Source organism: Pseudomonas sp. (genome assembly GCF_036387035.1).
Lineage (GTDB): Bacteria > Pseudomonadota > Gammaproteobacteria > Pseudomonadales > Pseudomonadaceae > Aquipseudomonas.
The window spans coordinates 48,639-60,896 of record NZ_DASVUM010000138.1; the positions used below are offsets into that span (position 1 = coordinate 48,639).

Annotated in this window: 11 protein-coding genes; 6 read left to right on the forward strand and 5 right to left on the reverse strand. The window is 58.8% G+C overall.

Annotation, left to right across the window (positions count from 1 at the left end; translation table 11 throughout):
• Positions 1–323 precede the first annotated feature (323 nt).
• From VF672_RS13445 to VF672_RS13460, 4 genes are all read left to right on the forward strand, one after another.
• On the forward strand, positions 324–1,004 hold the full coding sequence (locus tag VF672_RS13445; protein WP_331105076.1) for an alpha/beta hydrolase: 681 nt from the start codon (positions 324–326) through the stop codon (positions 1,002–1,004).
• Between the two features lie 59 nt (positions 1,005–1,063).
• Positions 1,064–1,819 carry an SDR family oxidoreductase gene (locus VF672_RS13450; RefSeq protein ID WP_331105077.1) on the forward strand — a complete coding sequence of 252 codons (756 nt, stop codon included), beginning with the start codon at positions 1,064–1,066 and terminating at the stop codon, positions 1,817–1,819.
• A 236-nt stretch (positions 1,820–2,055) separates the two neighbouring features.
• Positions 2,056–3,162: an alkene reductase gene (locus VF672_RS13455; protein WP_331105078.1), complete on the forward strand. Its 1,107-nt coding sequence runs from the start codon at positions 2,056–2,058 to the stop codon at positions 3,160–3,162.
• A 120-nt stretch (positions 3,163–3,282) separates the two neighbouring features.
• Positions 3,283–4,494: an MFS transporter gene (locus tag VF672_RS13460; RefSeq protein WP_331105079.1), complete on the forward strand. Its 1,212-nt coding sequence runs from the start codon at positions 3,283–3,285 to the stop codon at positions 4,492–4,494.
• Positions 4,495–4,582: 88 nt separating this feature from the next.
• Here VF672_RS13460 and VF672_RS13465 read toward each other — a convergent pair whose 3' ends face one another.
• Positions 4,583–5,527 carry a GlxA family transcriptional regulator gene (locus VF672_RS13465; RefSeq protein ID WP_331105080.1) on the reverse strand — a complete coding sequence of 315 codons (945 nt, stop codon included), beginning with the start codon at positions 5,525–5,527 and terminating at the stop codon, positions 4,583–4,585.
• A 142-nt stretch (positions 5,528–5,669) separates the two neighbouring features.
• Entirely contained in the window at positions 5,670–6,065 is a 396-nt protein-coding gene (locus VF672_RS13470) for a hypothetical protein (RefSeq protein ID WP_331105081.1), read from the reverse strand.
• Between the two features lie 228 nt (positions 6,066–6,293).
• Between VF672_RS13470 and VF672_RS13475 the strand changes: the two genes are divergently transcribed.
• Positions 6,294–7,016 (forward strand): SDR family NAD(P)-dependent oxidoreductase, encoded by a 723-nt coding sequence (locus VF672_RS13475; protein ID WP_331105082.1) that lies wholly within the window; start codon positions 6,294–6,296, stop codon positions 7,014–7,016.
• Between the two features lie 495 nt (positions 7,017–7,511).
• On the opposite strand, the gene VF672_RS13480 is transcribed toward VF672_RS13475, so the two are convergent.
• Genes VF672_RS13480 through VF672_RS13490 form a run of 3 tightly spaced genes read right to left on the reverse strand, consistent with a single transcriptional unit; the run spans position 7,512 to position 11,153 of the window.
• Positions 7,512–8,552, reverse strand: a complete 1,041-nt coding sequence (locus VF672_RS13480; protein ID WP_331105083.1) for a histone deacetylase family protein — start codon at positions 8,550–8,552, stop codon at positions 7,512–7,514.
• A 12-nt stretch (positions 8,553–8,564) separates the two neighbouring features.
• Positions 8,565–9,794, reverse strand: coding sequence for a Zn-dependent hydrolase (locus VF672_RS13485; RefSeq protein ID WP_331105084.1), 1,230 nt, complete (start codon positions 9,792–9,794; stop codon positions 8,565–8,567).
• An 18-nt stretch (positions 9,795–9,812) separates the two neighbouring features.
• On the reverse strand, positions 9,813–11,153 hold the full coding sequence (locus VF672_RS13490) for an MFS transporter (RefSeq protein ID WP_331105085.1): 1,341 nt from the start codon (positions 11,151–11,153) through the stop codon (positions 9,813–9,815).
• Positions 11,154–11,316: 163 nt separating this feature from the next.
• On the opposite strand from VF672_RS13490, the gene VF672_RS13495 reads away from it, so the two are divergent.
• Positions 11,317–12,258: a LysR family transcriptional regulator gene (locus tag VF672_RS13495; RefSeq protein ID WP_331105086.1), complete on the forward strand. Its 942-nt coding sequence runs from the start codon at positions 11,317–11,319 to the stop codon at positions 12,256–12,258.

Sequence of the window (12,258 nt, forward strand, 5' to 3'; positions counted from 1 at the left end):
TACTCAGCGGCGACGCGGCCCTCATCCAGTCGCTGCTGCTGCGATCGATTGTCGATGATCCGCAAAAGGTGTCGGGTTCGGTAGCGGGCTATCTCATCAATACAGGTTCAAAACTTATCCTTATCGACACGGACACCGGAGGCCGTTGGAGACGGGGCAAGGAAGACACCGGCTATTCATGGGTGAGTCTGCCAATCCTGCAGCCAGTGAGATGTCCCGAAACGTCGGTATTTCGACCCATCTGCTTCTTAGCTCGCGCCTAGCATAGACCTTGAATTCACAGCACGGGCAACCCGCCCGTCTACCCGAAATCAGGAGAAGGCATGAGCACTATCGAACACGTCATTCTTGTACACGGTGCTTGGGCCGACAGCACCAGCTGGAACAAATCGCGCGCCTTGATGGAAGCCGCTGGCCTGAGTACGACCACGGTCAACCTGCCGCTGACATCGCTGGCAGCAGATGCCGATGTCGTGTCCCAGGCCATCGCCGCCGCTCCAGGACCGGTGTTGCTGGTGGGCCATTCCTATGGCGGTGCGGTCATCAGCGAGGCAGGTGTTCACGTCAAGGTGGCGGGCCTCGTCTATATCAACGCCTTTACCCCTGACATTGGCGAATCAGCTTTGGGGCTGACCGCGTTGGCCGGGCCGTCGCTGATGAGTACCGAGATCCGCATAGATCAGGCGGGCTCGTCGAGCCTCACTTACGAGGGTGTCCATGATGGCTTTGCTCAGGATGTGAGTGCGCAGGAGAAGCGTCAGCTGTTTGAAAACCAGCGTCCGACTGCTATAGCCGCACTCACCGCACCACTCAGTCAAGCCGCCTGGCAGGACAAGCCCAGCTGGTATCTGGTGGCGACCCTTGATAACGCCATAGCACCGGCACTTCAAGAGCTGATGGTGAAGAAGATTGGCGCCGTCAGCGACCATGTGGATGCGGGCCATTGCTCAATGGTTTCTAAACCTGCGGCTGTCGCCGATCTGGTCATCCGCGCTGCCAAGTAACCGATATTTCCACTCCATTGTTCAGGCTTTGCATTTTTGTAATCTCAGAGGACTCACCCATGAAACTCACTCAAAACACCATCTTCATTACCGGCGGCGGCTCTGGCATCGGCCGTGGGCTGGCCGAAGCACTGCACAAACTGGGAAACCAGGTAATTATCTCAGGTCGGCGCAAGAGCCATCTGGAAGCTGTCGTTGCAGCCAACCCGGGCATGCACGCTGTCGAACTGGATATCACCGATCCAGCCAGTATTACCGCCGTCGCGAAACAGTTGATCAACGAATTCCCGCAGCTCAATGTGCTGATCAATAACGCCGGGATCATGTTGCCGGACACTGCGGCCGGCCAAGTGGATGACGAATTGCTGGCGTCGACCGTTACCACCAATCTGATGGGCCCCATCCGCATGACTTCGGCGCTGATCGAGCACCTCAAGAAGGCCGATGACGCCTATGTGGCGTACACCTCTTCAGTACTCGGTTTCGTACCCATGGCGCTGACGGCGGTGTACAGCGCCACCAAGGCCGCGCTGCATTCTTATGCACTGTCTCAGCGCTTCATGCTGCGCGATACCTCGGTCAAAGTGCTGGAAATCGCGCCGCCATGGGTACGTACTGAGCTGATGGATAGCTCCGAAGCGGAACTGGCGATGCCATTGGATGAGTTTATTGCCGAAACGATAGCGGTGCTGGGCACGGACGCGGTGGAAATTCTTGTCGAGCGGGCCAAGCCAATGCGCGCTAATGCCGGGGCGGATGAACACGCCTTTGTCACTGAGTTCAACACACAGATATTGGAACTCTACGCCCAGTGAGCATCCTGCGGCGCTTGCATGAGTGCGGGCGGCGTTATCCGGACATCGACAGCTCGATCTCCATGATCGCCAGCATTACAGCGAAAAAGTCCGAAGTGTTGGGAGACACGGCCCATTTATTCACTTCGGAAAATCACCTTTACTGATGGCAAGCGCCCCAACCCCGAAAGCCCCCATGGCTATCGACCCGGGCAAATATCCAATGGCCTTACACATACACTACAACCGAGGCAACCATGTCCAAACTTCATTCCCCAGTTAAAGTCGGGCGGTTCACCTTCGCCCACCGCATTGTATTGGCACCGCTGACCCGCATGCGTGCCGAAGATGGTGCTCGTCCTGGCGCTCTGATGGCCGAGTACTACGCCCAGCGCACTTCCGAAGGCGGTTTCCTGATCGGTGAAGCCACCATCGCCGCGCCAAATGGCAACGGCTATCTCGGCGCACCAGGCCTGTTCGACGACAGCCAGATCGTGGGCTGGAAACACGTCACTGACGCAGTGCACGCTAAAGGCGGAAAGATCTTTCTGCAGCTTTATCATGCGGGTCGCCAATCCAATGTCGACGTGCAGCCTGCAAACAGCATCCCAGTCGGCCCATCGGAAGTCCTGCACGGCGGCGTGGCTTACACTACCGAAGGTTGGGTATCCAATACCCCGAACCGCGCCCTGACCATCGAAGAAATCGCAGACCTGGTAGAAAATTTCCGCACCGCTGCCGAACGCGGCGTGAAAGCCGGTTTTGACGGCGTCGAACTGCATGGCGCCAACGGTTATCTGGTTGATCAGTTCCTGCAGGACAACAGCAACAAGCGCACTGACATTTACGGAGGCTCGTTCGAAAACCGCGCTCGTTTCCTGTTGGAAGTGACCAACGCGCTGATTTCCGTGTGGGGCAGCGACCGTGTGGCCGTACGTGTTGGCCCGAGCGGCAGCTGGGGTGACATGGGCGACAGTGATCCAGAAGGCCTGTTTACCTACGTCGCACAACAGCTGGCGCCGCTGAACCTGGCTTACCTGCACCTGATCGAGCCGCGCATCCTGGGCAACATCGAGGACGAGAATGCTGACCCGGCGCCGGTCGCAGCCCAACTGATGCGCAAACACTACAAAGGCGTGATCATTGCTGCCGGTGGCTTCAACGGCGAATCCGCCGAGGCCATCATTCAGGCTGGCGACGCCGACCTTGTGGCCTTCGGTCGCCACTTCATCGCCAACCCGGATTTGCCGGAGCGTCTGCGTCGAAATCTGCCCCTGAACGCTTATGACCGTCCGACCTTTTTTGGCGGTACCGAGGTGGGTTACACCGACTACGAGTTCTATAAAGAACAAGCGATTGCGTAACGTCTTTCGCCAAGCTCGAGTTGCTTTAGCACAGAGACCAAACGAAGCCCCCTCGCAGGGGCTTTTTTATGTGTACCCGCGATCTACAGGGCGCCATCACTTTTTCACAGCTGGAATACCATGAACTCAACCCACTTCATTAAAAGCAACCGCCCGCTGTATTGGCTGGCCTTAGGCACGTTTGCCGTGGGTACCGAAAGCTTCATGATCGCGGGCTTGCTTCCCGGAATGGCGAAGGATCTTGGCGTTAGCGTTGCCACTGCTGGCCAGTTGGTCACGGTATTTGCTCTGGCCTATGCACTGAGCTCTCCAGTGCTGGCTGCGCTGACCGGGAACCTGAACCGGCGCAGGCTGATGATCGGTGCCATGTCGATATTTGCGCTGGCCAATCTGCTGGCCTTCACGGCCAGTGGCTATTGGTCGTTGATGGCCGCGAGAGTGGTGCTGGCACTCGCGGCGGCAGTGTATGTACCCGGTGCGAACGCACTGGCCAGCGTGGTCGTGCCGCCCGAACAGCGGGGCCGCGCCATCGCTATCGTCAACGGTGGTCTGTCGCTTGCCATTGCCCTGGGTGTTCCGGCGGGCACTGTACTGGGGGCGGCAATGGGTTGGCGCGCCACGTTCGGCAGCGTCGCGATCATTACCTCGTTGGCCGTTGCCGGTTTGCTGATAGGCCTTCCACGCGAGATAGGAACCGGACTCGCTACTGCCAGCCTGCGCCAGCGAATTTCAACTGCGGCTCAGCCTGCAATTATGCATACGCTGCTGATCACTACCTTGTGGGCGATGGCGAGCTACACCACTTACACCTATCTCGCTCCGCTTTTGGAAGCCACCACCCTTATAAATGGCTCGGCAATAGGTATCGTGCTATTTGGCTGGGGTGTTTCGGCCGCAATCGGCCTGGCCATCAGCGGCCGGGCGGTTGACCGCAAAGGGCCACGCGCAGTGATCCTTCCAGCGTTGGCGACATCCACTACAGCGTTCATCGTCCTGTCGCTGGCGCCGCACTTTATCGACAAACAGTTCGCAGTTGTGCCGATAGTCCTCGCCATCGCTGCATGGGGCGTGGCGCACTGGGCTTTTTATCCTGCCCAGCAAACCACGCTGGTCGGTGTGGCTGGCGTTGCGAGCGCGCCAGTGGTGTTGTCGCTCAACGCGTCCTTCATGTACCTCGGTTTTTCACTAGGTGCGGGTCTCGGCTCTCTGACATTGCATTACAGCTCATTGCCCAACCTTGGTTTTGTCAGTGCCTTCTGCGCAGCAACGGCCTTGGTCTTGGTCTATACATCCGGCCGCCGACCTGCACCGCAACTTCAACCTTCAACTTAAATAACCTACACGCTCAAAAAGTGGCGTTCCAAGAATGGATAACGGCGGCCCATAGCCGCCGTTATTCTGCTGCGAAAAAAATACAAGCTTATACCTCAGCGTTGGAACCGAAGGTCCGGCGCAACGATTGCGGGGATTGACCATATACGCGCAGGAAGGCCCGGCGCATACGCTCACGGTCGCCAAAGCCGGTCTCCGAGGCCACCGCTTCAAGCGTTAGTCGCCCCTGTTCGATCATCAATCGGGCGGCCTCCAGACGTAGATTCTCAATGGCCTTGGCGGGGGAGCTTCCGGTCTGCTCGCGAAAGCTTCGACTGAATTGCCGAGGACTCAGGCACGCCGCATCCGCCAGGTCTTCTACGGAAAGGTCGCGACGAAGGTTTTTTCGAGCAAAGTCCAGCGATTGCTGAATGCGGTCGGAGCTCGGACTCAGTTCAAGCATCGCCGAATGCTGGGACTGCCCACCCGCGCGGCGATGGTATAACACCAGCCGCTGCGACACGGTTCGGGCCAGAGCGGCACCGTAATCTTTCTCGACCATACCGATGGTTAAATCGAGCGCAGCGGTCATGCCTGCCGAGGTCCAGATCTTTCCATCGATGATGAAGATGCGATCTTCTTCTACTTTTATTGCGGGATATCTATCGCGCATTTCCTTGGCACGAGCCCAGTGCACTGTGGCTCGGCGCCCATCGAGCAATCCGGACTCGGCAAGTGCGAACGCACCGACGCACAAAGCGCCCACCCGCCGTGAATCTGCATTGGCTTCAACCAGAAAGGAGTGAATGCCGTCCGACGCCGAACTGCGATCCATTGCACCGCTGATCAAGACGGTATCGAAATCAGTATTGTTGAACTGCTGAGTATCAACCGAGGTGAACAGGGAGCTGGCGACCAAGCCGCCATGCTCGGATAGCACACTGATGTCGTAGAGTTTTTCGCCCGCGGCCAGGTTGGCAAACTCGAAAGCTGAAAGCGCAGCAAGGCTCATCACCTGAAAATCGGGCCGTACGACTAACGCCACACTTTGCATAAAAGCTCCCGTTAGCCCAGTTGAACACTGGCTTGACGCATGGATTCTGGTGACATGCGAAGCGTAAGCATGCGCGAAAATCGCGGGACTGCAAGCAGAACCGCGATTTGGAGTATTGCTGGTCAGAACTTCCGTTGTTTTTTCATTTAAATCCTTCAAAGGCATGCCCGTTGTGAAGTGAAACTTCGCCTGATGTCAGTGCCTCGGGCACTTGGCAGTTGAACATCACCCGGTAGACGTTCATCGAGCTTAGATAGCCGATCAATACCTGCATGGGCTGAGAGCTGAAATGCTCGTTCATTGCAACGGGACAGTGCCAATCACCCTGAATAAGCCAAGTTCGAGCGGCATTTGGATGTGGCGCGAGGGTATAGCGATCACATCCCGGTGTTAGCGCAAGGCGACCGATGATCGCGTTAATCGGTTCGAAGAAAAACGTGTCACGGCCAGGTCGCAACCGGATGACCATTTGGTGACTGGCTGCAGATTCCAGTGCGCTGGAGTGGTCACTGTACTGATCATCATCGGAAGTGGTCATCAAGGTTCTCCTGCGGCTGTCGGTGGTGTCGGGAGAGGCGTCTTACGGTTCGGGGCAGTGAACACAGAGTAAGCAGCTTTAACTCCGTCAATAGGTCGGAATACCAACATTTCCGGACATAAAAATGACCAACCAGAGGCCGAAAAGGATGGTTTTACGGCCTTTACCTACATATGAGCTTTCACTACGCTGGCCCTATTTCATGCACCCGCCTTTGGAGCAAACCGCATGACTCATAAAGGCACAGCCGTTATAACCGGCGCTGTGAGCGCAATAGGCACAGCGTTCGCCCACCGTCTGACTCAGCGGGGCTACGACCTGATTTTAATTGCGGTGGATCGGCCGCAATTAATGACGCTCGCTGCGGCGCTCACTGACTCCAGCGGCCGATCGGTTGAAGTGCTGAATGCCAATTTGGCGGTATCCGCCGAAGTAGCCCGCGTCGAGGGCTTGTTAAGCCAGGACGCCAGTATCACATTGCTCATCAACCATCACGACATCACTCAGGAGAATGAGATAGGGGCCACAATCGCCTTGGGGATCACTGCGCCCGTGCGCTTGTCTTATGCATTGGCAAATGGGTTCGTAAAGAGAGGCGCCGGAACGGTTATCAACCTGGTGCCTGTGTTTGAGGCGAGTTCCAGTGCTGCCATTGAGTCGGCGAATAGCGTTTTCTTGCTCTCGCTATCCCACGCGCTGCGTGAGCATTTCAATAAAGTCGCAGTACGTGTTCAAGCAATTTTGTATGCAGGTTCACAGCAGACCCAATATCAAAGCGCAGTGGCTCTTGTGGATGCCGCGCTAGAGGATTTTGATTCTGGAGAAGCCATCTCGCTACCCAAGTTTGCCGATCGGGTGGTATGGAATAACTTCGAGGTTGCCCGGCTGGAATTGTTCAGCCGGGTAGCAAGGGGCCCCAATGTCGTCTCACCTGCACGTCTGCTCCATTGACCTTCGGTGGGTAGCGAATGCGTGACTCCCCGCTAAGTGATCGCAGGCACTTTCGTCCAAGTAAAGCGGATATCCCGCCCATTTTGGTTCAGCAGTCGACAAGAACGGCTACGCCGGTCTTCAGTCGGCTGGCCCAGCGAATGCATGGCGTCCTGTTCATCCTGTCCGCGTGGTATTGCTCCTGCGGCATAGGGTGACGTCACCTAGTCGATAATACCCGCAAGGGTCTTCCCTACGTGTGAAACCCCAACCTGGGAGTTTATGTGTTGGGTTTCCTTTTGATCGTTTGCTTCGACCGTTAGTTAACGTCCACAGCCACACTATGCGTTAGCGGAAAATTGCGACCTTGACTTCGGCAGGACGGGTAGCGTGATCGCCTCGTTCAACACCAGGTCGCAACCTCTTGCGAGCCTGCTGGCGGCACTGCTGACGGGACCGTTGGGCGCGAAATAGGTCATCCTATTAACCACGCTATACCGGCGCCATACCCGCTCCTTAACGCTCCAGCTGTTTGAAGTCCCAGGCTTGAGGGCTTTCAAAGAACGCTTGCGCATTGCTTTCCAGGGTTTCGAGGTGGTAGCCGCCTTCTTGCACGATTACCGTTGGAAGTTTCAGGCTACGGATGCGCTCGCCCAACCGGGCAAAGCCTTCCCGGGTGACGGCAACCTTGGTCTGCGGGTCCAACTCGTAGATATCAAAACCCAGTGACAACACCAGCACCTCGGCGCCGAACGCCTTGACCGCCGCGAGCGATTGTTCGAGTTTCTCCATGAATACCGCCTCGCTGGAGCCGTGGGGCATCGGCAAATTGAGGTTGTAGCCTTCGCCCGCGCCTGCGCCCCGCTCGTCCTCGAAACCGGCTACACCGGGGTAAAAGTTGGTTGGGTCGCCATGAATCGACACGTAGAGCACGTCGTCTCGGTCGTAGAAGATTTCCTGGATGCCTTGGCCGTGGTGCATGTCGCTGTCCAGCACCGCAACGCGCTGGAACCCGCCGCGTAGCACCTGGGCGGCGACGGCGGCACTGTTGATGTAGCAAAAGCCGCCAGCCGCTTCGCGCCGCGCATGGTGGCCGGGCGGACGACAGAGCGCGTAAGCCGCCGGTTCGCCATCCAGAACCGCCTTGGCCGCCGCGACCGCGCTCTGTGCCGACCAGTAGGCGGAGCGCCAGGTCAGTGCACCGACAGGGCAGCTGCCGTCAGCCAGGTAGCGGCCAGCCTGGGCGAGGATTCCGCGCAGGGCATTGGGTTCGCGCACGAAGATATTCGACATCACCTCGTCGCCCCAGTCTTCGGGGATTTCTTTCCAGCGCTGGTGGGCCTCTTGTAGAAACTCCAGATAAGCCGCGTCATGCACTGCGAGTAAAGGCTCAAGCCCGTAATCGGCCGGCTGCTGGACCTCGAAGCCCAGCGCCTTGGCGGCCTTCACCAGATTTTGCGCGCGCTCGGGGACTTCCTGAGGCGTGCGCATCTGCCCACGGGAGTAATAGCTGCGTGGATGATGCAAGAGTTGTTCGGGATGAAAGAAACTGCGCATGAAACTGTCTCCTTATTCAGACCGGCCGGCACGGGCCAGCACGGCATTGAGCAATACGTCGGTGCCCTGGCGAACATCTTCGGGCAATGCGTCTTCCGCTTCGTTGTGACTCAGGCCGCCCACGCAGGGAATGAAAATCATCGCTGTCGGGCAGAACCGCGCCAGATGGATCGCGTCGTGACCCGCCCCGCTGACGATGGACTGGTGGGCGTAACCCAGCGCATCCACCGCCTGTTGCACGTGCGCCACGCAATCGGCGTCGAAAGGCGTGGCCGGGCTGATCCAGTGCGGCGCGACCGTCAGTTGCAAGCCGCGTCGCGCGGCAATGTCCTGCAAGCGAAGCCGAACCTGCTGTTCCATCGCTTCGATGGCATCGTCATGGTGGTGACGCAGGTCAACGGTGAACTCCACCCGGCCTGGAATGGTGTTGCGCGAGGACTTGGCGACCCCCAGCTCGCCGACCGTGGTCAGGCCCTGCGGGGCAAAGTCAGCCGCCAACGCTTCTAGCGTCTGAATCATCTGCGCGGCGCCGTACAAGGCGTCCTTGCGCAGCGCCATCGGCGTGGTCCCGGCGTGCGCGGCCATGCCTTCGACTCGCACGTCCAGCCAGCGTATCGCTTGGCCGCCCGTGACCACGCCGATGCTGTTGCCGTTGTCTTCCAGAATCGGACCCTGCTCGATATGCGCCTCGAAGTAAGCGTCTACCGGCACCGCCAAGGCCCGGTCGCCGTCGTAGCCGGAAGTGGCCAACGCCTGGGCAACACTGATGCCGTCGACGTCGCGGACCGCCAGCCCCTTGTCCAGCGCCAGCGCCCCGGTGAATACCGCCGAACCGAGCATGGCCGGGGTAAAACGGGCACCCTCCTCATTCGTCCATACGGCGACTTCCAATGGCTTGCGGGTCTGAATCCCCAGATCGTTCAGGCGGCGCATCACCTCAAGCCCCGCCAGCACGCCGTACACGCCATCGAAACGCCCGCCCTCGGGCTGCGTATCCAGATGGCTGCCCATCATCACCGGCGCAGCGTAGGGTTCAGTCCCGGCACGGCGAGCGAACAGGTTACCGATGCTGTCAACGCTCAGCGACAGGCCCGCTTCATGGCACCAGCTCTCGAACAATTTACGACCGGCCTGGTCTTCAGCGCTCAACGCCAGCCGGCAACTGCCGCCTCGCGCCGTGGCGCCGACTTCGGCCATGGACATCAAACTCGCCCACAGGCGATCCGCATTGATTTTCAACATTGCCATGTCTCCTCGACCTTAATGCTGGGGCGCCAATTCCAGCCGGTTGGCTTCGGCATGCCGGCGGGAAAGGATCAGCACGCAGACCAGTGAGATTCCTGAGATGAAGCTGTAGAACACCGCCATCGGCCACCATTGCCCCGCGTACTGATGCGCAAGCCAGGTGCCGATTAAAGGCGTAAGGCCGCCCGCCAGCGCGCCACATATCTGGTAAGCCAGGGAGATAGCGGTGTAGCGCACGCGAGTCTCGAACATACTGCTGACGTAGCCGGCGATGACTGCGTAGAACGAGGCCATGCACACCACCGCCAGAGCGATACCGAGGATGATCAGCGGCGCCTGGCCGCTGCTGACCAGCATGAACATCGGATAAGGTGAGGCCATGGCCAATACCGCTGCACCGCAGAGAAAGCGGGTCGCGCCTATTTTCTCGGCGGTCCAGGCGGCCAGTGGCTGAATGCAGAACTGAATGATGGCAACCACGAACAGACATTCCAGGATCAGCGAGCGAGGCAACCCCAGTTGTTGGGTGCTGTAGGCAATCATGAAGGTGTTGGTGAAATAGACGCCGGCGATGCCCAGGGTGTTGGCACCAATGCAGAGCAGCAGCGGGCGCCACGAAGTCTTGAGCACCTCCACGACAGGCGCTTGTTCCTTGCCGGCGACAGGGTTGTCTGCGCGCTCGGCCCGGGCGCGGTCGGCCAACTTTTTGTCTTCAAGAAACTCGGGGGACTCGTTGACGCCCAGGCGAATTGCCAGACCGACCACCAACAACAGCGCACTGGCCAGAAAGGGCAACCGCCAGCCCCAACTCATCAGGTCTTCCTCGGGCAACCGGGTCACGGCGCTGAAAGCCAGTAGGGACAGGATCAGGCCCGCGGGGCTGCCCAATTGAGCGAACGAGGCGAAGAAGTTGCGACGACCCTTCGGCGCGTGCTCCCCCGCCATGAGCACCGCGCCGCCCCACTCCCCGCCCACGGCGATGCCCTGCACGACCCGCAAGAGAATCAACAGCACCGGCGCGGCCACTCCGATCTGCGCGTGGGTGGGTAGCAAACCGATGCAGACAGTCACAACGCCCATCATGATCAAGGTGATGATCAAGGATTTCTTGCGGCCGATGCGATCGCCTATGTGACCGAACACCACACCGCCCAACGGCCTGGCGAAAAAGCCAACCGCGAAGGTGCCGAAAGCCGCCAGAGTGCTGAATAGTTTGTCATCGGAGGGAAAGAACAGCTGGCCGAACACCAGCGCAGCAGCGGTGGCGTAGATATAAAAGTCGTACCACTCAATCATGGTGCCGATGAATGCGGCGGCCGCGGCCCGTCGTGGCTGTGGCGAAGCGGAAGGCTTCATGGATCAGGCTCCTTTGGGTTTGTTTTTTTGGCAGGAGAAAAAGGTCGCTAGGGGCGCTCTGGCGGCGCTGCTCTATGAGAGATTTATTGATCGGGGGCTATGATTAGTCAATTTTCTATTTATTATTCAAACTATAACGTTCACTTATAATCGAGTCCGAACCATGCCTGAACCCGGCCGTGACGTGCATGCGCTACTCAACGACCGCCTGGACTGGAACCTGCTGCGCACCTTTCGCGTTATTGGCCAGGAACTCAGCATCAGCCGCGCCGCCGCGCGTCTGCACCTGACACAACCGGCGGTCAGTCAGGCCCTCAAACGCCTCGAAGAGCAATTGGACTGCCAGCTGATTGCGCGGCGCGGGCCGCGTTTTGACCTCACCGAAGCGGGCGAAGAGATCTTCGCCATCGCCGGTGAGATATACGGCCAGGTCTCGCAGCTGAGCAGTGCGCTGCAGCGGCCGGGTGACGAAATGATCGGCAAGGTCCGCCTGCTAATGATCAGCCGGATCTTTTCTGACCGTTTCGATGACTTCCTGGCGCAGTTCCACCGGCTGCATCCTCGTGTGGACCTTGAAATCGACGTCATGCGCAGCTCGGACATCGTCAGCGCGCTGCTGGAAAAGACGGCCACCGTGGGGCTGAGCCTCAACCGTCGCCCGCAGCCGCGTCTGGAGCAACGTCTGTTCCTGCGCCAGCGCTACGCGTTCTATTGCGGCCGCCATCACGCTTTATTCGGGCGTGGCAACCTGAGCGACAGCGACCTGCAGTCTGAGAACTTCGTGAGTTTTACCAGTGACCAGATTGGCGGCATGCTGTCGCCACTGACGATTTTCCGCGATCAGCAAGGCTTTAGAGGCCGAATCGTTGCGTCGTCCCCCAACCTCGAAGAGGTGCGTCGGCTGGTCATCGCCGGTTTTGGCTTGGGTTGCCTGCCTGAGCACGTGGTGGCAGATGACGTCAGCAATGGCCTGCTCTGGCGCCTGCCGCCCAGTGGCGGCATTGCCGATGTCGATATCCATTTATTGTGGAATCGCGACCAGAAAATGAGCCGCGCCGAGCACGCTTTCATCGACAGCCTTGCACAGCGGCTTGCGCAGGACTGA

Coding starts and splice junctions, on each gene's coding strand:
- VF672_RS13495 (WP_331105086.1), top strand. CDS start 11,317: ATGCCTGAACCCGGCCGTGACGTGCATGCGCTACTCAACGACCGCCTG.
- VF672_RS13455 (WP_331105078.1), top strand. CDS start 2,056: ATGTCCAAACTTCATTCCCCAGTTAAAGTCGGGCGGTTCACCTTCGCC.
- VF672_RS13450 (WP_331105077.1), top strand. CDS start 1,064: ATGAAACTCACTCAAAACACCATCTTCATTACCGGCGGCGGCTCTGGC.
- VF672_RS13460 (WP_331105079.1), top strand. CDS start 3,283: ATGAACTCAACCCACTTCATTAAAAGCAACCGCCCGCTGTATTGGCTG.
- VF672_RS13475 (WP_331105082.1), top strand. CDS start 6,294: ATGACTCATAAAGGCACAGCCGTTATAACCGGCGCTGTGAGCGCAATA.
- VF672_RS13490 (WP_331105085.1), bottom strand. CDS start 11,153: ATGAAGCCTTCCGCTTCGCCACAGCCACGACGGGCCGCGGCCGCCGCA.
- VF672_RS13445 (WP_331105076.1), top strand. CDS start 324: ATGAGCACTATCGAACACGTCATTCTTGTACACGGTGCTTGGGCCGAC.
- VF672_RS13485 (WP_331105084.1), bottom strand. CDS start 9,794: ATGTTGAAAATCAATGCGGATCGCCTGTGGGCGAGTTTGATGTCCATG.
- VF672_RS13470 (WP_331105081.1), bottom strand. CDS start 6,065: ATGACCACTTCCGATGATGATCAGTACAGTGACCACTCCAGCGCACTG.
- VF672_RS13480 (WP_331105083.1), bottom strand. CDS start 8,552: ATGCGCAGTTTCTTTCATCCCGAACAACTCTTGCATCATCCACGCAGC.
- VF672_RS13465 (WP_331105080.1), bottom strand. CDS start 5,527: ATGCAAAGTGTGGCGTTAGTCGTACGGCCCGATTTTCAGGTGATGAGC.